Source organism: Thalassotalea ponticola (assembly GCF_041379045.1).
Classification (GTDB): Bacteria; Pseudomonadota; Gammaproteobacteria; order Enterobacterales; family Alteromonadaceae; genus Thalassotalea_A; species Thalassotalea_A ponticola.
In genome coordinates, this window is the sequence record NZ_CP166871.1 from 1,781,414 (window position 1) to 1,805,475 (window position 24,062).

Sequence of the window (24,062 nt, forward strand, 5' to 3'; positions counted from 1 at the left end):
GATTAAATCACACCAGTCGATAATACGCCAGAGGGGGTGCGCCAATAGCTGGTGTTATCGCCATACAATCTGAGTAAAAATCAATATATGTATGTGATGCCACTATTTTGAAAAGTCGTCTGCGCTTTGCTGAGAGGCTAACACTTGCTGTGAATGTCGCGAAACTCGATGGCGCGTTGTGCAATGATGTCGGTATTTTTTTTTGAATTACAGAGTGGTTAATCTAAGCGCAGCGAAAGGTGAACGAACTTCGGCCCGTACACGTACCAATCATGGTCCACCGTGATATTCTAGAAAAGGTAGGAAACGGTGCTCTATAGCTGTAGGTGATTTATCCGTGATGCCGTCTGATCAAACTGTTAAAGCTCTCGTCGAACCACTTGCCGAGCAATGGCAGATAAAGCTGTTGTTTAGTCCACGCGTGGTAGATACCTATGACCCATAAAGCAAACAGTGGTACCGCCAACAACCAACCAATGACTGGGATAAAACTCAGCACCACCCAAGTCAAAAACAAGCCCAGTGATTGGCGTAAATGAAACGCCGAGCACTCGCTCGGGTTGCGACCGTGCATCAATAGTGCTATCACCCAGCCGACAATACTCAAATAACTGATCACGGCGATGGCGCGTGCATCAATTGTGGCGATATGGTGCTCTGACTGTTGATAATTCATGGCGACTCCTACTACGCTACTAGGTTGTTTTGTCGTATCGATTTTTGCTCAAATTAAAACGGATTTAATCGAGCGCAGTGATAAACGTATGGTTGTTGCATATGACCTGCAACAATGAAAAAATACTTTTAAATGAATACACTGGACAGCAAAGATCAAAAACCCCTATGCAATCTTAGCTGATATATACGCTATTATAACTATGGAAAAAAGTATCCATTTTGCAAGTCTGGAGTTAATAAAATTAAGCGTTTAGGTTATGACGAAAAGTAAGGTTTTACACATTCAACCCATATCCCGTCGCAACCGACTGTCGTTAATGTTGTTAGGTGGCGCGTTATTAATTGTTTGTTTCGTGATTGATTTGCTGTTTTGGCAACAATATAAAATACAGCTGATACTGATTAACATGGCCGCATTAATTGTATTTTTAGTCGGCTATCTGAAACACATTCAACCCCATAACAGCTATACCCTCATGCCAGAACACTTGCAATATCATCACCCATGGGGGCAATGGCGATTACCATGGCAGGATATCCAACGCTTAGGACTTGTGCACACCGACATACAGTTACAGCGTATTGAGCTGCCATATATCGGCATTAAACTACACAACTTGGACGCGTTAGCCAAGTCGATATCACCTCGCCTTGCCAACAAATTAGTTCACGAGCAAAAGCAGCTGTTAGTGCTGGCTATTAAACGCGGTGATATTACCTTCCAAGATGGCATCATCTGTTTTGACCCCTTTGTGTTAAACCAAAACGCCATAAAAGGCCCTGTGGCAGCGTTTTTACATCAGTGTTGTGTATTACAGCGGGCGTATGGTTATCACCTGTTTTTACCGAAAGACAGTTTTGATCGCAGTGAAGATGAATTTTTATCACTGTTAAAACAATGTCATTATCACGCCATCAATACCTACCAGCGTAACCCTTAAAACGGGTGATAGGTATTGATGGCTAACCGTTATGTGGGTCGTTTACCGCTACAGCGCAATAACTTGTGCGTTACCTTCAATACAACAAGGAGCCATAACCAAACCACCTGGCCCATCGATAAGCCGCCGCCCGCCGATGCTTTGTCTGCGGTTTCGGCATTAGTTCGCACTCGAATGGTGGCGGTTGATTGAGCTCCGAGAGCATCCTCTATGGTGTAGTTAAATTGGGCCTTACTCGGCGCAGCCCCATTGCCGTTATAAACGATGTAGTCACCTTCAATACGCACGCTTGCTGGGCCATTGTAGTCTATTGCAACAATGCGCAATTGCTCATCATCAGAGGTAAGCAGATCGACATCGGTATCATTGGCGAGTACGTCGAAAACCTCATCGTTGGAGGCTGATAAGACCACAAATTCATCGTCGTTCGCTTCTGGGGCATCGTTTACCGATTGGATAAATACTTGTAAAACAAACACCTCGCTGTCGTTTACACCATCGTTAACCTTAACAAAAATCTCTACGATGCCATTTTGATCGCTAGGAAAGGTTATGGTATTGATCCCGCGAACTCGGCTATTGCTGTAATTATCGCCGTTTAACACCGTAACCGTAAATTGCTCTGGGTACTGACTGTCATCGTCGTCGACGATAATATCATTGAGATCAAGGCTTAGGGTTTGATCTTCGTTAATGACGATGCGGCGTTGCCCACTGATTACCGGGACGATGCTCTGTGTTGATTGATTATTTAAGGTAAAAGGTGTTGATAAGGCAAAGAATGACGAGGTGCTACAGGCAACTTTTATTAACGTATCGCTACTGCTTATCGCTGGCAGTGACACTGTCTCCCGACCATCGTTGTTGGTATCGGTCAATAGTGGATAGGCAAAACTATCACCGCCGTTGGCAGACAAGGTGATGTCAACGTATTTGCACTGTACATTACCGCTGTCGGTGTTGGCGACTTGCCATACAACTTCGGTTGTCGCTTGCTCCGTTAATACGGTATTTTTACTTGGTCTATCGACCGTAAACGGTCCCGCACTAGGATCCACCTCAACGCTAACAGTTGCATAGCTGAGGTTACCTTGCTGATCTCGAACGCTGACTTTAAAGTTCATCGTCCGCTCTGTGGTCGGGTAGCTTTCTCCCGGCTGCAAACGCCCACTGACGATACTTTGCAGTGAAGGAAAATAACGATAAGGACGTGTCGACGGTACGAACGAGCGAAATATCGGACTATCACCGTTGTCTATCATCGCTTGTCGACTATTGGTTTGTCGACCTAAATCGTATTGTTCAAAGTTATAGGTCAATTGATCGGCATCGCCATCGTCTGCCTTAGCGCTTAAAACAAATGGTGTATTTGCTGGGATCACTATACTTTGCTCTGCGCTTATCGTTGGCTGTTGATTCTCCTCTTGCCAACTAACGCCACAGCTGTTGCCAATACCATAGCGGTCAGCCGTTAAGTATTGCCGCACCTCAAGCACCGAATGAATATGAAAATAGTCATCGGCAAACGACTGTATATTTTGATCATCACACAGGCCGGCATAAGACATAATTGTTGAGCCACTGCCCGGTTCAAAGGCTGAATTTGCCACCCGATTACCTGAGCAAGTACCACTGACGCCGTTAAAGCTGTGCTCGGCGCCTAACTGATGGCCGATTTCATGAGCAACAAAATCGATGTAAAAGCTATCCAGATCCGGTGAATTATTGCCACTGGCACCCGCAGCCTTCCACGCTCCTTGGGCATACTCGCCTAAACTAAACAGATCATCGTCACACGCCACCCCAACGCCGGCAATACCGCCGGTTGTCGTTGTTAATACGTGGCCGAGATCAAATTTGTCATTGCCTACATAGGTCGCCAGCACATAAGGCGCTTCATAAATATCGCTGTCGTCATTTGCAAATGGGTCGTTTGAGTCGACAAAAAAAGCGAAATCGCTGTCCTCAGCGAGGACAAAGTCGATTGCTAAGTCGCGACGCATGACAACGTTAATGCGATTAACCAAATTTACCAATGCGGCCAACACATCGTTTTTATCACCGCCGAAAAATCGACTGTACTCGTACGTCGTAGCAAAGGCAATTCGATAGGTCTTCTTTACCGCGTGTAATTCGCCCGCTTTGTGCGCCAGATCGTCGCTACCTTCTCGAGATCGCAGGGTTCGGTCTTTTATCCGCTCTTGATCATCGTCCAGCGGGTACTTGTCACGAACGTAGTAATATTCATGGTCCAACGCGTCAATATAGGTGGTGGTTTTGCCGTGAGTGATATTGGCATAGAGCTTATTGCCACTGATAACGACACTAGCAATAGTCTGTCCGGTTTGGACATCGACACCATCAAAACTTTGAATATCCGGATATCTTGTTTGCATGCTCGTTGGTATTACGCGATTTCTTCGCAGCGCAACAGTGATGTGTTGCCCTGATGCCAAGGGTAGACTGATCTCGGGTCTGGCGTTGCTGAGAGTTGCCTTTATTGACGCAAAGGGCTGATGATAAATCGCACTGGGATGGTCTACCACCGAGCTGTTTAATCGTTTGAAGACCTTTTGCCGCAAGGATGATGCGCGCGTTGATAAAGGTAACTCAGATAGTCGCTGCAAGGAGAGTTGCGAGTCGCCAGCGGACTCTATTGCGTTATTGCTCAACGATAGATCGCGTTTATTTTGCCACAACGCTTCGTATCCAAATACCATTGGACCACGGCTGACAAAAAGCACCAACGACAACAGAAAAAACCTTGTTATTATTCTCATATATGTCAAAAGTAAACTCAGTTTAGACTAAGAAACCTTGCCACAACGGTGCGCTAGCTTAGCGAACACGACAACAACAGGTGTGATGTAACTAAGTATTAGACAGCATGTTTAATAACACAAAGAATTAACAAAAAAACAGTTTATAACACGCCTCTATCGCCACCGACAGACACTCAGTTAAACGGTTACTTGGTGGCTCATGAATGGGCCCGCATGGCGCTAGTTCTGCGCTTTATTCAATATCGAAGGGAATCCACTTATCGCCTAATTTGAGTAGCGATTTTTACTTATAGATGTGGTACAGTCGAGGGTCTAGACAACCACCAAACAACAAAAGAGCTTTGCATTTACGCCAATGGATAAGGTTATAGAACAACATCAACCCACCCTACTTTTTCATGACTATGAAACATGGGGGGTATCGCCAAAGTTGGATAAGCCCTCACAGTTTGCAGCCATTCGTACTGATCTCGATTTAAATATTATCTCAGAGCCTGAGGTATTCTACTGTCAACCGCCGGCTGATTACTTACCGCATCCTGGTGCGTGTTTGGTTACTGGTATTACGCCACAAAAGGCGCGACAACTCGGCGTTAGTGAAGCAGAATTTGCTCGCCGTATTCACGCCCTGTTCAGCGTGCCCAATACCTGTGTTGTCGGCTACAATTCAATTCGCTTTGATGATGAAGTAACGCGCTATCTGTTTTATCGCAACTTTTACGATCCGTACGCGCGCGAATGGCAAAATGGCAATACCCGTTGGGACATTATCGACATGGCTCGCATGTGCTATGCACTGGCGCCCGAGGGAATTAACTGGCCAGCCGATAACGATGGCCAAGTGAGTTTTCGCTTGGAGTTGCTAACGGCGGCGAACGGTATTAGCCATGACGCAGCCCACGATGCCATGAGTGACGTTTACGCGACCATTGCTTTCGCCAAGTTGATCAAGGAAAAGCAACCCAAACTGTACAACTTTATGTTTTCAATACGCAGTAAACAACAGGCGGCAGCACAAATCAACGTGTATGATATGACGCCGTTTTTACACACCTCAGGACGGATCTCTCGGGCGCAGCGCAATACCAGTTGGTTTATGCCCATTGCGGTTGACGAGGTCAATAAAAATGCCATCACCTGTATCGACCTATCAAAAGATATTTCACCATTACTCGAACTCGACGCCGACGAAATAAAACAGCGCTTGTACACACCACACGACGATTTGCGCGGTGAAGGAAAACTGCCCATTCCACTAAAGCAAGTGCATGTCAATAAATGTCCGGCTGTGGCTCCAGCCAAGGTACTAACACCTGAGCGCGCCGCGTTAATTGGTATTGACCGAGACAGCTGTTTGGCAAATTACAAACTGATCAAACAGCATGCAACGCAGATAAAAGACACGTTAGCCGATGTCTTTTCTCGAGATTTTAACGATCAACAAGACGACGCAGAACACGCCTTGTATTCGGGTGGCTTCTTCTCTCATGCTGACAAACAAAAAATGATCGACATCATTAATATGCCTGCTGAGAAGTTAGCAACGTACCCATTTAATTTCACCGACAAACGACTCGACACCCTGTTGTTTCGTTACCGAGCGAGAAATTTTCCGATGACACTATCGCCAGAAGAGCAACATCAGTGGCATCAGTATTGCCAACACAAGTTGCAAACAGGCGAAAATGGGCTAAGTTACGACGAGTATATGATAGAAATTGAAAATCTAGCCCACGCGCATGAAGATAATAAAGCCAAAATGGCTATATTAAAGGCCTTGTACGACTACGTCCAAGGCAAGTGAACACGCGTTAAGTAGAGTACTTAGTTAACATGCAGCGCTCGTCGTTCAGGCGAGCGTTAGTAACGTTCGGTGTCGCAGACACTCGGTCAATGACACCGAATCAAATACGCATATCTAACGCCACATAACTGACGCTATACGCTGACACCTCAGTCGGTTTTTTGTTGTTTGAGCAAGGCTATTAAACTTGACGTATCCCAACGATTACCGCCCATCTCTTGCACTTGCTGATAAAAACCATCTACCATCTGCGTCATCGGCAATTGTGCGTCGTATTTTTTAGCTTCTGCAAAGGCGATAGCCAAGTCTTTGCGCATCCAGTCAACAGCAAAACCAAAATCGTACTCACCTTGCCACATGGTTTTATAGCGATTCTCCATTTGCCAACTGCCGGCAGCACCTTTGGCGATAGTCTCCACCAACTTATCGGCGTCTAATCCTGCTCGTTGGGCAAAGTTTAGCGCTTCACTTAATCCTTGAACCACGCCGGCGATACAAATTTGATTCGCCATTTTTGCAATTTGACCATTACCTACCGGTCCCAACAACTGGCTAAATTTTGCATAGCTCGCCATCACCGGCTCGACCATGGCAAATACTGATGGCTCTCCGCCACACATAATGGTTAATTGACCATTTTCAGCGCCCGCCTGACCGCCCGATACAGGGGCATCGATGAACTGTTTGTGCTGACTTGCGGCATATTGTGCCAACTCTCGTGCTAATTCGGCCGACGCTGTTGTATGGTCAACGAGTACCCCACCAGCTTTTAATCCCGCTAGTGCGCCGTCATCGCCTAACACCACTTGCCGAACATCATCGTCATTACCGACGCAGACAAAGGCGATATCGGCATTGTCGCTTGCCTGTTTTGGCGTCGATGCGAGCTCTCCTCCATACAGCTCAACCCAGCGCTTGGCTTTTTCACTGTTGCGATTGTAAACCGTCACATCAAAACCAGCGTTTTGCAGATGACCGGCCATAGGAAAGCCCATCACCCCTAAACCAATAAAAGAAACTTTTATCATCATATTCTCGTATAAATGTTATGTAATGTAATTTTTGTGCTAGTTTAATTGAAAACACGGGCTAAATAACAGGAAAACCATGAGCAAGTTATATGATTTTAGCGCTGTCAACAATGCTGGGGTATCGATCCCGTTATTAAATTACGAAAACAAAGTCTTGTTATTCGTTAATACGGCAAGTGCCTGTGGTTTCACACCGCAGTACGCCGAGCTAGAACAACTGTATCAGCGTTTTAAAGATCGCGGCTTCGCTATTCTGGCTTTTCCATGTAACCAATTTGGCCAACAAGAAACGGGTTCCGACAAGCAAATAGCCGAATTTTGCAGTACCAATTTTGATATCAGCTTTGATTTATTCGCAAAAATTGAGGTCAACGGACGCAATGCGTCACCGTTGTTTAACTACCTAACTGACCAAGCAAAAGGCTTGCTAGGCAGCAAAAAAATCAAATGGAATTTCACCAAGTTTTTGGTCGACCGACAAGGTGAAGTCGTCAAGCGCTATGGCTCGATAGTAAAGCCGATGAGCTTGGCCAAAGATATTGAGAAGCTACTCTAGCACCACAAGGGCGAGCGCTTCCCCGAGTCCTGTCAATTATGCAAACAATTGCGCGTGCAACCTTTCCACGACGTGATCGGTTTGTTGCTCAGCGACCAAAAAACACAGGTTATTGGCACTCGCGCCGTGACAGATCATGCGTATACTGATCCCATCTAAATGGTTGAACACGCCACCAGCTAAGTGATCACTGGTGTGCAAGTTATTGCCAACGATGGCGACAAGTGATAACCCGTGCTCGACGGTAACTTCACAAAATTGCTCTAGTTCATTAATGACCTGCCGGTTTATCACCGCTTGTTGTTCCCCTTGTGGGTTGTCAAAGGTGAGCGCCACCGAAATCTCCGAGGTAGTGATCAAATCAACACTTAACTTGTGTTTTGCCAATATGGCAAACACTTGGGCTAAAAAGCCACTGGCGTGTAACATGGCTTCACTTTTTACCGTAACTAGGGTTTGTCCCTTGCGGATGGCTATAGCGCGGTACGATGGTTTTGACTGAACCTCTCGCCTAATATGAGTACCACCGGCAAGTGGCTCGCGTGAAGAGCCGACAAATACCGGAATATCGGCACGCATCGCCGGCACCAGTGTCGCAGGATGTAATACTTTAGCACCAAACGTCGCCATTTCCGCGGCTTCGCCAAAGCTTATTTCATCAATTGCTCGCGCCTTGGCAGTGATCCGCGGATCGGTGGTAAAAATACCGATCACATCGGTCCAGATATTAACCGAGGTGGCGCCACAACCTTCGGCTAAAAGCGCGGCGGAATAATCAGAGCCGCCGCGACCGAGCGTGGTGGTATTGTTGTGTTCGTCGGCACCAATAAAGCCTTGAGTAACAATAACTTGAGTGTCAATCAGAGGTAACAATATCGTCTCACAGGCGTGTTTTACATAGTCGATATCAACAACCGCCTTGGTAAATGTACTGTCGGTGCGAACAACCCGACGAGCATCAAACCACTGCGCTTGAACACCGAGGCTGTTGAGTACTTGGGTAAATAACAACGAGCTGATTTGCTCACCAAATGCCAGTATCGCATCACCGGTGAGTGCGGTCGGCGAGATGGTTTGTAACTGCACCAGTGACGTCAGTTGTTCTACTAGGCTTGCCAGCTGTTGATCAATTTGCTGCTTGTTGGTTAAATGCTTGCTGATATTATACGCTATCGCGGCAATTTCACCGATAACTTGCTGCTGAAGCGCGGTGTCAATACCGGGTTGTGACAAGGTAATTAAGTGATTGGTGACACCGGCACTGGCTGACAAAACTATAACTTTGGTATGGGGATCGCGCTGCACTATCTCGGCGCAACGCAACATAGCTTGGTAATCTGCAACACTGGTGCCGCCAAACTTTGCAATATGTAACATCAATATATTCTCCGTAGCTGACCAACGTCCCCAAGCAGCACATAAATGTATAATAGTGATTCGCATCGCCTATTAGGACCAATCTGGCGATAAAATAAGCTGTTCGTTGACACTAAAAAGAGCAAACGCACACCTGTTGCTAACGGCTTTATAGCCGCGCCGTGAGCGCTTTAATGTAACAGTAAAATAGGCCATAACACAACGTTAAGTGGTTAACATTGCGTTATTTTTTTTACTTGAGTATCACATCCAACAATATCTATAATAACCAAATTATCACCGCTATCTATGTGGTGTTTTGGAGCAAGGGATTAATATGGATTGGTTCTGGTTAAAAAAGCTGATCGGTCAGTTATTGCAGCCTATGGTAATAACACTGATACTCATGCTGCTGTCGTTGTGGTGTTTTGAGCGAAGTAAAAAGCTGGCTAAAATTAGTTTAACGACGGCCGTGTTAGTGCTGTTTAGCTTTTCGTTTATCGGTATAAGCCAATATCTAATCAAGCAGTTTGAACAAGTACATCCCCCCTTTCAACAACAGCAGAGTAAACTCGATTACATTGTGGTATTGGGTTGTGGTCATGTTAGCGATCAGCAGTTAAGCCCATCACAACAATTGATTACTTGTTCATTGCAACGCACTGTTGAAGCGCTGCGCATCGCTATGTTACATCCTGAAGCGACGATTATCACTTCGGGTGCGGCCATGCACGATCGCCAAAGCAATGCACATGTGGTCAAGCAAGCACTGCTCGAACTGGGCTATAGCGGTAATATAATCACTAACGAACAAGCTCGGGATACCGAAGATGAAGCCATCTATCTCGCCGAGTCCCTACAAGGTCGAACATTCGCGTTGATCACTAACGCCAACCACATGCCACGGGCCATGCGCTATTTTCAGCAACAACAGTTAACCCCCATTGCCGCGCCCACAGGCTATTACGCTAAAAATGCGCCTTTGCACTGGCAACAGCTCTTCCCCGATGGCAAAAACTTGATGGTCAGTGAACGAGTATTTTATGAGTTTTTTGGCCAAATATGGCAATGGCTTAAAGCATAAATGGCTATTGTAAGCTCGCTATATCACGCTGTTAAACTGTTAAGCTGTTTAGGTTAGCTCTCGCTAACCGGTGATAATGCCGTTACTGGTCAATCGCAGCGCTTGCGATAAGCTGAATACGCGCCACTATCGCGCGTACGCCATTGCCTCTAGACGGGCTTAAGTGTTGCATCAAGCCGATGCGCTGGAAAAAGCCATCAACATCAACACCGGCGATTTGCGCTGCCGTTTTACCTTGAAATAAGCTGAAGATAATCACCATCAGACCTCGAATTAACCGCGCCTCTGAATCACCGCTAAAAAACAGATGACCATTGACTTGCGTCACAGTTAACCACGCTTGGCTTTCACAGCCCTCAATTAGCGTTTGTTTATTTCTTTGTTGCTTATCCAAACGGTTGAGTTGTTTCGATAACAGCATAATCAAGCGGTGTTTTTGATCCCACCCTTTGACCGCTTTAAATTCGGTTAATATCTGCTGTTCGCTCACTGTGGATGTCTCAATTGGCGACGACGTATTGTTTTCGGCTTTGTCGCTTGTTGCACCTTTCACGACGTGCTCGCCAGAGGGTAGCTCGCCACTAACAAAATCTTGTAATACAGCAACCAAACGGTCAATTTCGTCAATTTGATTATACGGTGCCAACGAGACTCGCAGTGAGCCAGATAGACCTTTGCTGGCCAACAAAGGCATCGCGCAGTGATGACCTGCGCGCACGGCAATGTGATGACTATCGAGATAGGCGGCGACGTCCTGGTGGTGATGCCCAGCGATATTAAAACTGAGCAAGGGAATATCTGGCTTATCGTCAAAGATAGGAGTGAACCCAGAAATGGTCGTTAGCGCTCGATACAAGTAGTCAGTAAGGCTGCGCTCGTAACCGTCGATATCAGGGTACTGCAGCAACTGCTCAATCGCTTCTGCTAAACCAAGTGCGCCTGCGATATTTGGCGTGCCTGGCTCAAATTTAAACGGCAATTGATTAAACGTCGTTTGTTCAAACGATACGTGTTTGATCATTTCACCACCAAATTGATACGGGCGCATCGCCTCTAACAGCTCTTTTTTGCCATACAGCACACCAATACCGGTGGGCGCAAACAATTTATGGCCTGAAAAAACATAAAAGTCACAATCGAGTTGTTGTACATCAACAGCAATATGAGCAACTGCCTGGGCCCCATCAATGAGTACTTTTGCACCTTGCCGATGCGCCAGATCAATCAGCGGTTTTACGTCGGTGATTTTACCGACAACATTGGACACGTGGTGAATCGCTAACAATCGACACTTTGATGTAATCAACTGTTCTGCTTGATGTTGTTCTATTTCGCCCCGTTGGTTCACCGGTAGTACAACCAAGCGAGCCCCTTTTTCTTGAGCCAGCTGTTGCCAACAGACAATATTGGCGTGATGCTCAGCCGCCGAGACCACTATCTCGTCGCCCGAACGGACCTCGCGCTCAGCAAAGCTACGAGCAACCAGGTTAATTGCTTCGGTTGTACCTTTCGTCCAAATCACCTCTTCAACACAGCGTGCATTGATGAAGCGTCTAACAATGTCTCGCGCTTGCTCAAACGACGAGGTTGCTTGCGCACTTAAGCGATGAGAGCCGCGATGAACATTGGCATTTTGCTGAGCATAAAAGTCACTGGTCAATTGAATAACACTGGAAAATTTTTGCGTAGTTGCTGCGTTATCAAAGTAGATATACTGTTCGCTATTGGCAAGAGATTGAATAAGTGGAAATTTTTTTCTAAATTCAATTGGATTGAAAGACGACATAAATAACTGATCAGCAATAAGAAAATTTATCCGTCAATTATAACGCACAATATCGAGGTAAAAACAGAGCTGTTAAAAGGATTTTTTTGCATCGCAATAAAACAAAAACCCTGATTGTTTACTATCATTAATGATCCAGGGAATGTAAATGAACAACGTGAGATGGTTTCGACGTTGTTCTATCTCATCCGTTCATATAACACTCTGGAACTCGTCCGCGTTTTTTAAATGCAGTAGCGTGATTATTATACACTTTATAATAAATTGAGGAGATGTATGCCATTATTCTCATGGTTTTGCGAAAATCAACAACAAACGCACATGACATTCACACATAGCGAGCGAAAACGAAAGTTGGATATTCACAACAAAACAATGTGGCCAGTTGCCAAAGTAGACTACATTGCCTCAAGGAACCAAGAGCGAGCTGATGTCGATGATCGACTGTTCGAAACTCAATCAACCGTTAATCCCTCAGATTGACACCCCAAAATGAAGAGAAAAATAGTCGCAATGCGGCTATTTTTTTTGATTACTGAAAATGACTAGGCAACATTTTAGTATTCTTAGCAGGCCTCTGTCACATTACACACTTACGGTACAAATGCGAATTAAACGCTATAACAGATGAAGCTGTAAATTATCGAAAAACGAGGCCATCAAGCGTTTGTTACTGGCTCGCTGATAGAGGGTTTGATACACCTTTGGCATTACCCTCTCGTAATATTCGAGGTTTGACAATTCAGATACGGGTTTAAAGCTCAGCAAATCCCTTCTGTTGCAGGTGTTGGTCAAAAACAGTCCCAGCTCTCCTTGGTAGTTAGCTGGCGTACCCAATCGATAACCGCTGCCTGTTGGTTGCACTAACGGTGTATCCGAATCGAGTAGATCCAACCATGGAACACGGTCGGTAATGTATGCTAAAGCCGCCGCTTTAGTGTCAAATATGCGCTGTTCTACGGTGATCACATTATGGCCAATATGGCCAGCTTGAGCACATGCCGTATGCGCTTGTGGCAATGGATATTCATCGATAAAACCAAGTAAATGGCTTAACTCATGGGCGAGTACCGCACTGCTATCTGCGGCATCTAAAAACAGCATACCGTTGTTAACATTAGCGCCTCCTTGCGCCACCATAACCCCCACATATCGAGTGCCGTTGGGCAATCGGGTTAACACCGAGGGCGATAATTGACAATGAATGCGCTCACTTGACCTATGGTAGCAGTGTGTTTCGCTCGGCGGTAGATAACGGGGTGTTAACAAACAAAATTGCTGTTGGTAAAACGGCTCCAATTCGCCAAACATTTCAGTCAGTTTTTGCAAATGAGGAACAGTTGAGGCGAAAAATTGTATCGGATATTGACACCTTGTCTGCGGATACGTTTTAGCATGCGTTATTGGCTTGCTTTGCTGGTTGCTATCTAGTACCAACTCGCTACCTAGCCTAGACGAATGTTGTGAGGTGAGTTGGCTGCGCGTAGGTTGTTGCTCTGTACTTTTGATGGCCATGATCTGAAATTGGTCAAGGGTTTTATACCACTGTTGACCAGCATTGGTAGAAAGTTGAGCAACTAGGCCTCTCACATCAATTAATCGCTCAACGGCAATCGACCAGTCAATGGCCAAGCTAAGTAGCGTATCCTTGTCAACCGGCGCAACCGAAATAACGTTGTCACTAAGCGCGGCGACCAATGGCGATTTACCATCAGTGGCAAAGCTTAATAACAAAGGGTTTAGCACATCCAATGCGCGCTGATATTGCTGCTGCTCGGCATACTGCTTGGCTTGCTCGAATAAAGCAGAGGCACTATGTAAGCGCATCGCTCGAGCGAAATAGTACTGTTGATTTCTGCGGTCCTGTTGCTGTCGGTAATAATGACTTAACAACCAGGCGTAATGACCGTCAACGCGCGCTAAAGCAGTTGCTAATTGCAACCAACCACTCGACTGATACGGTTGAGATGCGATCGCTAACCTTTGCGCCGAGGTGATATCTAGCTCCACTGCGTACGCCAGTGCGCGCTGATTTTCCCTGTGACTAAGAACGTAGTCTTCTAACGCCTGTTTAACAGGGAATGAACTTGAGGCAATAATGACACTGATGAAAACCAGTACGACTCGTAACAACATAAAAACCTAATAGGCAAACAAACGCGATCACCGATGTTTAACCGATGAACCGATAAGGCGACATCAATTATCGTTGCTCGAGTTCGAGTAAGTCCAGCTCTAGCTCAGCATATCGGTGTTCGATAAACTCATACACATTTGTGGTTAACGCCAGTTTAAAATAATCGCGTGAAGTATTCATATCGTCATTGAGTTGGTTGTACTTGCCCAAGTAAAAATACGCTTCACAAAGTCGGTCCAATAACATTTTTCGGTCGGTCACATCAACGCTGATCGAGGCGATAAATTGTTGCTCACTGATATCACCGACAAACAAGCGCAAAATGTTATTTGCCCAGCTATCGTGTTCAATTGTTGCCAGCGTCTGGCGTAAATTTTTCTGAGCGCTCAACGGATCAATGTCATGTTCGACCAAATACAACCACGCAATTCGATAAGGATCGTTTTGTTGCTCTAATTGAAAGCGTTGTAAATCGTTAAGTGCCTGCTCAGGCCGCTTGCCGTAATAAAGTGCGATACCGCGATTGAGATAAGCGTACTCGTGGTCGACGTTAAGTTCAATAGCCGCATCAAATGCTTCATAAGCTTGAAGAAAGTCTTGACGCTGAGTCAAGTGAATACCGACAAAATTATAGGCATCTACAAAGTCTGGCTGTAAACGCAATGCGCGCTGAAAATCATAACTCGCTAAACCGCGCAAACCAACGCTATCGTAAATCACTCCCCGATCGTACAGTAATTGGGCCCGTTGTTCTTGGGCTAAGTCAGCCGTCGCCAATATTTCCGTTAATCGCGCCAAAGCGAGTTCACTTTGCGGGTTCACCGCCAATGGCTGTTCGATAATTACCTGCGCATGAGACGTGGCATGTCTATCTGATAACGATACGCAACCAGTTAAGGTCGTTAGCGATAAGCTACATATTAATAACAAGGTGTGTTTCACAGAACGTCCTAAGGTATTGAAATGAATATATTCGGTGAGTACTAAGTATATCTCAACCGCCAATAAACACCAATCACGGCAGCATTAATACTAAGTGCGTCATCGCAACACTAACGCTGGTGAAGTAACAAAACCTCAAGGCAAAAAAAATGCCGGTAATTACCGGCATTTTAACGTTGTCGACGTATGATTACGCGTCTTCAGCTTTGATGTCTGCTTCTTTCATACTTAAACGAACGCGACCTTGACGGTCCACTTCAAGTACTTTAACAGTCACTTCTTGACCTTCAGATAAATGATCTGACACGTTATTAACGCGCTCTTCTGCAATTTGCGAAATGTGTACTAAGCCATCTTTGCCCGGTAGAACATTAACAAACGCACCAAAGTCAACAATGCGAACCACTTTACCAGTGTACATCTTGCCCACTTCAATTTCAGCAGTGATCGCTTCGATACGCGCGATTGCGTCTTGAGCTTGCTCACCGCTGGTTGCGGCAATTTTCACTGTGCCGTCATCTTCGATTTCAATGGTTGTACCAGTTTCTTCAGTTAACTGACGAATGGTAGCACCACCTTTACCGATCACATCGCGAATTTTATCGGCGTTGATCTTCATGGTGTGAATGCGCGGTGCAAAATCAGAAATGTCATCGCGAGCTTCGCTGATTGCTTGGTCCATAACACCTAAGATGTGGATACGAGCGCCTTTTGCCTGATTTAAGGCAATTTGCATGATCTCTTTGGTAATACCTTCGATCTTAATATCCATTTGCAGTGCTGTAATACCGTTGCTGGTACCAGCTACTTTAAAGTCCATATCACCTAAGTGGTCTTCGTCACCTAAGATATCTGAAAGTACAACGAAGTTTTCGCCTTCTTTCACAAGGCCCATCGCAATACCGGCAACTGAATCTTTAATTGGTACACCAGCATCCATTAACGCCAGTGACGTACCACATACCGATGCCATTGAAGATGAACCGTTTGATTCGGTGATTTCAGACACAACACGTACTGCATACGGGAATTCTTCAGCGCTTGGCATCACCGCTAAAATACCGCGTTTTGCCAAACGACCGTGACCGATTTCACGACGTTTTGGAGAGCCGATAAAACCAGTTTCACCAACACAGAACGGCGGGAAGTTATAGTGCAACATGAAGTTGTCTGTTTTTTCACCCAAGATTGTTTCTACGCGTTGTGCGTCGCGTTGGGTACCTAATGTAGCCGTGACTAACGCCTGAGTTTCACCACGGGTAAATACCGCTGAGCCGTGCGTACGAGGTAAAACACCGGTCATTACGTCAAGGGCGCGTACCATCTCTGGATCGCGACCGTCGATACGCGGAGCACCTTGAGTGATGCGTTCGCGAACGATTGTTTTTTCAAGATCGTGAATTAAGTCTTTTACTTCGCCTTCATCAAGCTCTTCACCTTCGCCAAGCGCGACGGTTAATTGTTCAACAACGCGAGTTTTAATTTCACCAATCGCGTCATAGCGCTTAGCTTTCTCAGTAATTTGGTATGCTGCGGTAATGTCAGCTGTTGCTAATTCAGCAATTTTGGCGACGAGAGTTTCGTTTTTCGCCGGTGCCTGCCATTCCCACGCTGGGGTATTAACTTCTGCTGCAAATTCTTTAATTGCGTTGATTGCCGCTTGCGATTGCTCGTGACCGTATACAACCGCACCTAGCATCACTTCTTCAGATAAAATATCGGCTTCTGATTCAACCATTAATACCGCTGATTCGGTACCGGCCACAACAAGATCTAATTTACTGTCCGCTAACTCTGATTGTAGCGGGTTAAGTACGTATTGGTCGTTCACATAACCAACGCGCGCTGCGCCAACTGGACCACTGAACGGGATACCAGAAATAGCTAACGCCGCCGATGTACCTAACAACGAGATAATGTCTGGTGCAATTTCTGGATTCGCCGAAACAACGGTAACAATAACTTGTACTTCGTTGGTAAACCCTTCAGGGAATAGAGGGCGAATTGGGCGGTCAATTAGACGGGCGGTAAGTGTCTCTTCTTCTGAAGGACGACCTTCGCGTTTGAAGAAGCCACCAGGAATTTTACCAGCCGCGTATGTTTTTTCTTGATAGTTAACCGTTAGCGGGAAAAAGTCTTGGCCAGGAACGGCTTCTTTTTTACCTACAACAGTAACTAAAACGCTCGTATCATCCATTGATGCCATAACAGCTGCAGTTGCTTGACGAGCAATAACCCCGGTTTCTAGGGTTACTTTATGCTGTCCGAATTCAAAAGTTTTCGTGATCGGAGTCATTGATTTTCCTTATTTTATAGAGCCCTTGCTCTAACATTTTTTCATATATAATTTCGCGGTTAATTATACGCAAATCACTTGTGATTGCTACAGATATTATCAAACTATTTCAAAATCAAAGCTGTTGGCAACAAACTGACTCGCATCGTTAAATTGGTCCTCGTCATTAGCATAACGACAATGTGGCAGCGGTTGAATACTGTTGCCAAAGGGTTACCTGTACCGGCTTGACCTTAGTTATGGCTTTGTCTGTCTCGTCATTTGTCGATAAATGCGCGCAACACGCTCAGATCAGTTGTGACAATCAGCTGTATTAACACTTAGTAAAGTTGGCGAAAAACAACGAGGTAAAGGACGGTGGAGAAAAAATAGAGTTTATTTGGGTCTATGGATGTTTGCGTTAATTTAACCGCAATCACACAAGTATGTGTTACCTGTGACTGTATCTAACAGCGTGATATGCCACTAGCGACAACGGGCTGGCACGTCGAAATAATCGGTTAGTACGATCAAAAAAGGCCAGTATCACACTGGCCTTTTTATCGTTTGGGACCTGTCTTAGCGACGGATACCTAAACGCTTGATTAGATCTTGATAGCGAGCAACATCTTTGCGCTTAACGTAGTCAAGAAGCTTACGACGTTGGCTAACCATACGCAATAGACCACGACGTGAGTGGTGATCGTGGATGTGCTTCTTGAAATGACCTTGTAGGTGGTTGATTTGAGTAGTTAATAGAGCTACTTGAACCTCTGGAGAACCAGTGTCACCTTCTTTAGTCGCGTATTCCGCAACGATTGCTGCTTTTTGTTCAGCTGATAAAGACATAATAAATACCTTAGTGTTAAATGTGTTTAATCAAACCCGCTAGGCCAAACACTAATTCAGCGAAGCAGAAAAGAGCGCGTATGATATCACGAATGTTAGGCTATGCAAGTAATTTTATCGCCCGGCTAACAGACATCGTTTAAGCGACGCGCATCAACTATCTAGCTACCCTCAGAGCTGTGCTCAACTACCAAACGTTTAGGAGCCAACATGCCGTCGTCATTGATATAGCCGACGCCGATAAATTGACCTGTCTCTGCTAAGCTGATTTTTAATAAACCATCGGCATCAGTCCCCGGTGCCATAACGGGATTGCCGTGACGCAAATAATGCGCAGACTCGGCATCAACGTGTACTTCAGCCAACCCTACCACCGCAGTGTCCATCGGCAATAACAACGGATCGAGTAATACCGACGGCGCGTCGCCCTGCTCTTTGGCCTGGTTAAGCAACGTCTCAAGTTGTTCTAACGTCACCATTTTTTCAACGGGGTAATTACCAACACGCGTACGTCGCAACATACTCACATGCGCGCCACAACCTAACAGCTCACCTAAATCATCAACGATTGTGCGAATATAGGTGCCCTTAGATACGTGAATCTCCATATCTACTTCGTCGTGCTCAAAGCGCAGTAAATCCAAGCGATAGACCTCGATATCACGCGCTTCACGCTCCACGGTAATACCTTCTCGGGCGTACTTGTACAAAGGCTGGCCTTTGTGTTTCAAGGCCGAATACATTGACGGCACCTGCTGCGATTTACCGCGAAACGACTCCAGTGCATGGTCGAGTTGTTCCGGCGACACGTCGACCGGCTTTTCGCTTACAACCTCGCCATCTGCGTCACTGGTAGTGGTGCGAATACCCAACTTGGCAGTAACGATATAGGTTTTGTCAGTATCGAGTAAAAATTGTGAAAACTTGGTCGCTTCGCCAAAGCAAATCGGCAACATCCCTGTAGCAAGAGGATCTAGCGCCCCTGTGTGCCCCGCTTTGTTGGCAAAATAAATACGCTTTGCTGCCTGCAAGGCGTGATTAGATGACATCTCCAGTGGTTTATCTAACAAGAGAACGCCGTCTATTTGACGACCTTTTCTGCGTCTTGCCATGGTTTAGTCTTCCTGCTTATCGTTGTGTTTTTTCGACTTTTTTTCGTCCTCAGCAATAACCTGATTAACGAGATTAGTCATGCGAACACCTTCTACCAGCGATTTGTCATATTCAAAGCGAAGTTGCGGCATAATGCGCGCGCGCAACACTTTGGCAAGTAAGCTGCGAATGTAGCCAGCGGCATCATTTAAAATCGCCAACGCATCTTTAATTTTGCTGTCATCGTCGTGAAAAAAGGTGACAAAGACTTTGGCATAAGCCAAATCTCGGCTGACTTCTACAGCCGACACCGTTACCATGCCCAAGCGCGGATCTTTTACTTCGCGCTGCAATATAACAGCGATTTCTTTTTGGATTTGTTGTGCCACGCGATCGGTACGAGAAAATTCTCTGGCCATTTATATCTCCAATTTAGACAAAAGCCTGCTTATTCAAACGTTAGTGAATAAACAGGCAAAAATAGGGGCAAAGCCCCTATTTTAATAACATAGATGATATTTGTTGATTACAGTGAACGCGCCACTTCAACCGTTTCAAATACCTCAATTTGGTCGCCTACGCGTACGTCGTTGTAGTTCTTAACACCAATACCACACTCCGTACCATTGCGCACTTCTTGAACGTCATCCTTAAAGCGACGTAGTGATTCCAATTCACCTTCGTAGATAACCACGTTATCGCGTAACACGCGAATTGGTGCACTGCGCTTAACGATACCTTCGGTAACCATACAACCGGCGATTGCGCCAATTTTCGGTGACTTAAATACATCGCGAACTTGTGCAAGACCAATGATTTCTTGTTTAAACTCAGGGGCAAGCATACCACTCATGGCCGCTTTAACCTCGTCAATCAACTGGTAAATAACACTGTAGTAACGCAGGTCAATGTTTTCAGACTCGATTACTTTACGCGCTGCCGCATCGGCACGTACGTTAAAACCAACGACGATGGCGTTTGACGCTGCCGCTAATGATGCATCTGTTTCAGTAATACCACCAACACCAGAGCCGATGATCTTAACTTTCACTTCGTCAGTTGACAGCTTCAGTAGTGAATCAGAAATCGCTTCAAGTGAACCTTGTACATCAGATTTCAACACCACGTTAACTTCAGCCACGTCGCCCTCTGCCATGTCAGTAAACATGTTTTCAAGCTTCGCTTTTTGTTGACGCGCGAGTTTCACATCACGGTACTTACCTTGACGGTACAACGCTACTTCACGTGCTTTGCGCTCGTCTTTTACTACGGTCGCTTCGTCACCTGACTGCGGCACACCTGATAGACCTAAGATTTCAACTGGAATTGATGGTCCTGCTGTTTCAACCGCTCGACCTAATTCGTCACGCATTGCTCGAACACGACCATATTCTAGGCCACACAATACGATATCACCTTGGTTTAACGTACCTTCTTGTACCAAAATGGTAGCTACCGGACCGCGACCTTTATCAAGTTTCGACTCGATCACAACGCCGCTTGCCATTTTGTCAACAACCGCCGATAGTTCAAGGACTTCAGCTTGCAACAGTACTGCGTCTAACAGCTCATCAATACCTAGACCCGATTTTGCCGACACCTTAACAAATTGAACGTCTCCGCCCCACTCTTCAGGAATAACGTCGTGCTGAGCCAGCTCATTCATCACTCTATCTGGATCGGCAGTTTCCTTATCCATCTTGTTAACCGCAATAACAATTGGTGCTTCGGCAGCTTTAGCGTGCTGAATTGCTTCAATTGTTTGAGGCATTACGCCATCATCAGCGGCAACCACAATAATAACGATATCGGTTGCTTTCGCACCACGAGAACGCATCGCGGTAAATGCCTCGTGGCCCGGGGTATCCAAGAAGGTAACCATGCCGTTGCCTGTTTCAACGTGATATGCACCGATGTGCTGAGTGATACCACCGGCTTCGCCTGCTGCTACTTTCGCTTCGCGAATATAATCTAGAAGCGATGTTTTACCGTGGTCAACGTGACCCATAATGGTAACAACTGGTGCGCGAGTTACCGCATCGCCTGAATCACCTCGGTCGGTCAATACCGCTTCTTCAAGCGCATTTTCTTTTACCAATACCGGCTTGTGTCCCATTTCTTCAGCAACTAATTGTGCTGTTTCTTGGTCGATAACCTGATTAATGGTTGCCATGGCACCCATTTTGAACATCACCTTAACAACCTCGGCACCTTTCACCGCCATTTTATCGGCTAATTCAGCTACTGAAATTGTCTCACCAATGCGAACTTCGCGTTTCACGTCTTTCGCCGGCTTTTGGAAGCCGTGCTGTAAAGACGCAGGAGCACTTAATGTTCCTTTCTTGCCACGACCTTTGGCATGTGGCGCTCGCTTGTCTTCTTTTGCGCCTTTTTTCTTGCGACGGCGACGGTTTTGCGTTTCTTCTTGCATATCAACCTGATCTTCCGCTTCTTGCGCGTAAACAGATGAGGTTACATGCACGACTTCTTCTTCCATCGCTTTGCGTTTTTCTTCTTGCTCTTTCCAGCGAGCGGCATTTTCTTCAGCGAGACGCGCTGCTTGCTCAGCCGACTTGCGCGCTTCTTCTTCCGCTTTAGCTTTCGCTTCAGCTTCTTGCGCTAAACGAATTTTCTTTTCTTCTTCGTTTTCTTCGCGTGGCGGTGCCTTTTCAACCGCGTCAGCGTTGTCAGCTTGCGCCGAGTTTGCTTTCGCTTCGGCTTTTGCCTTAGCCGCGGCTGCCTTGGCCTCTGCTTCAGCTTTGGCTTTCGCCGCTGCTTCTGCCTTGGCTTTGGCTTCGGCTTCAGCTTTGGCTTTCGCCTCTGCTTGTGCTTTCGCTTCAGCTTCTAGACGCGCTTTTTCTTCCGCTTCAGCCTGAGCCTTAAGCTCCAAATCACTGGCTTTGACATAGGTGCGCTTTTTACGTACTTCAACTTGCACTTGTTTTGCTTTAGAACCTGAGCCAACCGACAAGGTCGATTTTTTCTTGCGGTTTAACGTCATGCGAGTTGGCGCTTCTGATGTATCACCATGCTGCTTTCTCAGGTAATTAAGCAAGCTTTCTTTTTCCTGCTCAGTAACGCTGTCTTCAGCGCCCTTCTTTATACCGGCTTCGTTTAATTGAGTGAGCAAACGATCGGTATCTGTACCTATTTCGCTAGCAAGTTGTTTTACGGTTACATCTGTCATTAAATATTTTCTCCTTGCTTAGCTTATTATTCGTTGAACCAACAAATGTTTCGAGCAGCCATAATCAATTGTGCTGCTTTCTCATCAGTTAATTCTTCAATATCGGAAATATCATCAACACCTTGGTCAGCCAAGTCTTCCAAAGTGATGACGCCGCGACTTGCCAATACGTAGGCAAGGTGCTTATCCATGCCTTCTAAGTTCAATAAGTCGTCGGCTGGTTCAACGTCTTCAAGCGATTCTTCTGTTGCTAAAGCTGCGGTGGTTAGTGCCCCTTTGGCACGTTCGCGCAACTCTTCAACAGTATCTTCATCGAGGCCATCAATTTCTAGAAGTTCGCTTACCGGAACGTAAGCAATCTCTTCTAAAGATGAAAAGCCTTCCTCAACTAACATGGTGGCAAAATCGTCATCGATATCGAGCTTGTCAGTAAACAGCGTGATAATCTTGTCGTTTTCTGCTTCGTGTTTTGCCTTCATATCAGCCACGGTCATTACATTCAGCTCCCAACCGGTAAGTTGGCTAGCTAAACGAATATTTTGACCGCTCTTACCAATAGCCATCGCTAAGTTGTTCTCTTCAACCGCGATATCCATGGTTTTATTATCTTCATCAACAATAATTGACGCGACTTCTGCAGGCGCCATAGCGTTGATCACAAATTGTGCCGGGTTGTCATCGTAAAGTACGATATCAACGCGCTCGCCACCGAGCTCTCCCGATACCGCTTGTACACGTGAGCCACGCATACCAACACAAGCACCAACGGGGTCAATGCGTTTGTCGTTTGACTTAACCGCGATTTTAGCGCGGCTACCTGGATCGCGCGCAGCGCCTTTGATTTCTAATAGCTCTTCGCCAATTTCCGGCACTTCAACGCGGAATAGCTCAATTAGCATTTCTGGTTTGGCACGCGATACAAAAAGCTGTGCGCCGCGAGCTTCCGGGCGAATATCAAACAACAAACCGCGAATACGGTCACCTGGACGGAATACTTCACGCGGTAACATTTCGTCGCGGAAAATAACCGCTTCGGCATTGTTGCCCAAGTCGAGAACGATTGAGTCTCTGCTGGCTTTTTTCACCACACCGGTGATGATTTCGCCAAGTTGATCGCGGTACTCATTAACCACTTTTGCGCGCTCAGCTTCACGTACTTTCTGTACGATAACTTGTTTTGCTGTTTGCGTGGTGATGCGGTCAAATTTTACCGATTCGATTTGCTCTTCAACAAAATCACCAACTTGGATTTCCGGTTGATCGTATTGTGCTGCCGCTAAACCGATTTCTGCATACGGGTTTTCCATCGCCTCTTCGCTGTCTTCAACAACTTGCCAGCGACGGAAGGTGTCGAATTCACCAGTTTTGCGATCAATTTCAACACGCACAGCAATATCGCCTTCATATTTCTTTTTGGTGGCGGTTTCTAGTGCTGTTTCCATTGCTTTGAAGATATCTTCACGTGATAGCGCTTTTTCGTTCGAAACGGCGTCGACTACCAGTAGTATTTCCTTGCTCATGCTCTTAAAGCCTCATCTTTTAATTCAATTCCCACTCATTT

At 45.9% G+C, this 24,062-nt stretch carries 18 protein-coding genes; 5 read left to right on the forward strand and 13 right to left on the reverse strand.

From position 1 onward, the window contains the following. Positions 1-331: 331 nt before the first annotated feature. Positions 332-676 carry a DUF4870 domain-containing protein gene (locus ACAY30_RS07660; protein ID WP_290251970.1) on the reverse strand — a complete coding sequence of 115 codons (345 nt, stop codon included), beginning with the start codon at positions 674-676 and terminating at the stop codon, positions 332-334. A gap of 259 nt (positions 677-935) precedes the next feature. Here ACAY30_RS07660 and ACAY30_RS07665 point away from each other — a divergent pair, with 259 nt between their 5' ends. After that, positions 936-1,619 (forward strand): DUF2982 domain-containing protein, encoded by a 684-nt coding sequence (locus ACAY30_RS07665; RefSeq protein WP_290251971.1) that lies wholly within the window; start codon positions 936-938, stop codon positions 1,617-1,619. Positions 1,620-1,648: 29 nt separating this feature from the next. Here the strand turns inward: ACAY30_RS07665 and ACAY30_RS07670 are convergent, their stop codons facing one another. Continuing rightward, positions 1,649-4,363 (reverse strand): reprolysin-like metallopeptidase, encoded by a 2,715-nt coding sequence (locus tag ACAY30_RS07670; RefSeq protein WP_290251996.1) that lies wholly within the window; start codon positions 4,361-4,363, stop codon positions 1,649-1,651. A 394-nt stretch (positions 4,364-4,757) separates the two neighbouring features. Between ACAY30_RS07670 and sbcB the strand changes: the two genes are divergently transcribed. Next, positions 4,758-6,206 carry an exodeoxyribonuclease I gene (gene sbcB, locus ACAY30_RS07675; RefSeq protein ID WP_290251972.1) on the forward strand — a complete coding sequence of 483 codons (1,449 nt, stop codon included), beginning with the start codon at positions 4,758-4,760 and terminating at the stop codon, positions 6,204-6,206. A gap of 149 nt (positions 6,207-6,355) precedes the next feature. Here sbcB and ACAY30_RS07680 read toward each other — a convergent pair whose 3' ends face one another. Beyond that, positions 6,356-7,237, reverse strand: coding sequence for an NAD(P)-dependent oxidoreductase (locus ACAY30_RS07680; RefSeq protein ID WP_290251973.1), 882 nt, complete (start codon positions 7,235-7,237; stop codon positions 6,356-6,358). Positions 7,238-7,313: 76 nt separating this feature from the next. Here ACAY30_RS07680 and ACAY30_RS07685 point away from each other — a divergent pair, with 76 nt between their 5' ends. Beyond that, a complete protein-coding gene (locus ACAY30_RS07685; RefSeq protein ID WP_290251974.1) occupies positions 7,314-7,793 on the forward strand; it encodes a glutathione peroxidase in 480 nt (159 codons plus the stop codon). A 36-nt stretch (positions 7,794-7,829) separates the two neighbouring features. On the opposite strand, the gene lysC is transcribed toward ACAY30_RS07685, so the two are convergent. After that, positions 7,830-9,170, reverse strand: a complete 1,341-nt coding sequence (lysC, locus tag ACAY30_RS07690; RefSeq protein WP_290251975.1) for a lysine-sensitive aspartokinase 3 — start codon at positions 9,168-9,170, stop codon at positions 7,830-7,832. Between the two features lie 316 nt (positions 9,171-9,486). Between lysC and ACAY30_RS07695 the strand changes: the two genes are divergently transcribed. After that, the gene (locus tag ACAY30_RS07695) at positions 9,487-10,233 is read left to right on the forward strand and encodes an ElyC/SanA/YdcF family protein (protein ID WP_290251976.1); all 747 of its coding nucleotides are present in this window, start codon (positions 9,487-9,489) and stop codon (positions 10,231-10,233) included. An 82-nt stretch (positions 10,234-10,315) separates the two neighbouring features. Here the strand turns inward: ACAY30_RS07695 and ACAY30_RS07700 are convergent, their stop codons facing one another. Continuing rightward, a complete protein-coding gene (locus tag ACAY30_RS07700; RefSeq protein ID WP_290251977.1) occupies positions 10,316-12,019 on the reverse strand; it encodes a SufS family cysteine desulfurase in 1,704 nt (567 codons plus the stop codon). A gap of 276 nt (positions 12,020-12,295) precedes the next feature. On the opposite strand from ACAY30_RS07700, the gene ACAY30_RS07705 reads away from it, so the two are divergent. Next, positions 12,296-12,502 carry a hypothetical protein gene (locus ACAY30_RS07705; RefSeq protein ID WP_290251978.1) on the forward strand — a complete coding sequence of 69 codons (207 nt, stop codon included), beginning with the start codon at positions 12,296-12,298 and terminating at the stop codon, positions 12,500-12,502. A 135-nt stretch (positions 12,503-12,637) separates the two neighbouring features. Here the strand turns inward: ACAY30_RS07705 and ACAY30_RS07710 are convergent, their stop codons facing one another. The 8 genes from ACAY30_RS07710 to nusA form a co-directional block, all read right to left on the reverse strand. Next, on the reverse strand, positions 12,638-14,155 hold the full coding sequence (locus ACAY30_RS07710; RefSeq protein WP_290251979.1) for a hypothetical protein: 1,518 nt from the start codon (positions 14,153-14,155) through the stop codon (positions 12,638-12,640). 67 nt (positions 14,156-14,222) lie between these two features. Then, positions 14,223-15,161 carry a lipoprotein NlpI gene (gene nlpI, locus ACAY30_RS07715; protein ID WP_290251980.1) on the reverse strand — a complete coding sequence of 313 codons (939 nt, stop codon included), beginning with the start codon at positions 15,159-15,161 and terminating at the stop codon, positions 14,223-14,225. A gap of 127 nt (positions 15,162-15,288) precedes the next feature. Continuing rightward, a complete protein-coding gene (pnp, locus tag ACAY30_RS07720; RefSeq protein WP_290251981.1) occupies positions 15,289-17,394 on the reverse strand; it encodes a polyribonucleotide nucleotidyltransferase in 2,106 nt (701 codons plus the stop codon). A gap of 558 nt (positions 17,395-17,952) precedes the next feature. Further along, a complete protein-coding gene (gene rpsO, locus ACAY30_RS07725) occupies positions 17,953-18,222 on the reverse strand; it encodes a 30S ribosomal protein S15 (protein ID WP_290251982.1) in 270 nt (89 codons plus the stop codon). 161 nt (positions 18,223-18,383) lie between these two features. Then, positions 18,384-19,334, reverse strand: coding sequence for a tRNA pseudouridine(55) synthase TruB (gene truB, locus ACAY30_RS07730; RefSeq protein ID WP_290251983.1), 951 nt, complete (start codon positions 19,332-19,334; stop codon positions 18,384-18,386). 3 nt (positions 19,335-19,337) lie between these two features. Continuing rightward, a complete protein-coding gene (gene rbfA, locus ACAY30_RS07735) occupies positions 19,338-19,733 on the reverse strand; it encodes a 30S ribosome-binding factor RbfA (RefSeq protein ID WP_290251984.1) in 396 nt (131 codons plus the stop codon). 107 nt (positions 19,734-19,840) lie between these two features. Further along, complete coding sequence (gene infB / locus ACAY30_RS07740) at positions 19,841-22,501, reverse strand: translation initiation factor IF-2 (RefSeq protein ID WP_371189834.1); 2,661 nt, start codon at positions 22,499-22,501, stop codon at positions 19,841-19,843. A gap of 26 nt (positions 22,502-22,527) precedes the next feature. Then, complete coding sequence (gene nusA, locus ACAY30_RS07745) at positions 22,528-24,021, reverse strand: transcription termination factor NusA (RefSeq protein WP_290251986.1); 1,494 nt, start codon at positions 24,019-24,021, stop codon at positions 22,528-22,530. Between the last annotated feature and the right edge of the window lie 41 nt (positions 24,022-24,062).

Coding starts and splice junctions, on each gene's coding strand:
- truB (WP_290251983.1), bottom strand. CDS start 19,334: ATGGCAAGACGCAGAAAAGGTCGTCAAATAGACGGCGTTCTCTTGTTA.
- ACAY30_RS07705 (WP_290251978.1), top strand. CDS start 12,296: ATGCCATTATTCTCATGGTTTTGCGAAAATCAACAACAAACGCACATG.
- ACAY30_RS07695 (WP_290251976.1), top strand. CDS start 9,487: ATGGATTGGTTCTGGTTAAAAAAGCTGATCGGTCAGTTATTGCAGCCT.
- sbcB (WP_290251972.1), top strand. CDS start 4,758: ATGGATAAGGTTATAGAACAACATCAACCCACCCTACTTTTTCATGAC.
- rbfA (WP_290251984.1), bottom strand. CDS start 19,733: ATGGCCAGAGAATTTTCTCGTACCGATCGCGTGGCACAACAAATCCAA.
- infB (WP_371189834.1), bottom strand. CDS start 22,501: ATGACAGATGTAACCGTAAAACAACTTGCTAGCGAAATAGGTACAGAT.
- ACAY30_RS07685 (WP_290251974.1), top strand. CDS start 7,314: ATGAGCAAGTTATATGATTTTAGCGCTGTCAACAATGCTGGGGTATCG.
- ACAY30_RS07665 (WP_290251971.1), top strand. CDS start 936: ATGACGAAAAGTAAGGTTTTACACATTCAACCCATATCCCGTCGCAAC.
- ACAY30_RS07700 (WP_290251977.1), bottom strand. CDS start 12,019: ATGTCGTCTTTCAATCCAATTGAATTTAGAAAAAAATTTCCACTTATT.
- pnp (WP_290251981.1), bottom strand. CDS start 17,394: ATGACTCCGATCACGAAAACTTTTGAATTCGGACAGCATAAAGTAACC.
- lysC (WP_290251975.1), bottom strand. CDS start 9,170: ATGTTACATATTGCAAAGTTTGGCGGCACCAGTGTTGCAGATTACCAA.
- ACAY30_RS07710 (WP_290251979.1), bottom strand. CDS start 14,155: ATGTTGTTACGAGTCGTACTGGTTTTCATCAGTGTCATTATTGCCTCA.
- rpsO (WP_290251982.1), bottom strand. CDS start 18,222: ATGTCTTTATCAGCTGAACAAAAAGCAGCAATCGTTGCGGAATACGCG.
- ACAY30_RS07660 (WP_290251970.1), bottom strand. CDS start 676: ATGAATTATCAACAGTCAGAGCACCATATCGCCACAATTGATGCACGC.
- nusA (WP_290251986.1), bottom strand. CDS start 24,021: ATGAGCAAGGAAATACTACTGGTAGTCGACGCCGTTTCGAACGAAAAA.
- ACAY30_RS07680 (WP_290251973.1), bottom strand. CDS start 7,237: ATGATGATAAAAGTTTCTTTTATTGGTTTAGGGGTGATGGGCTTTCCT.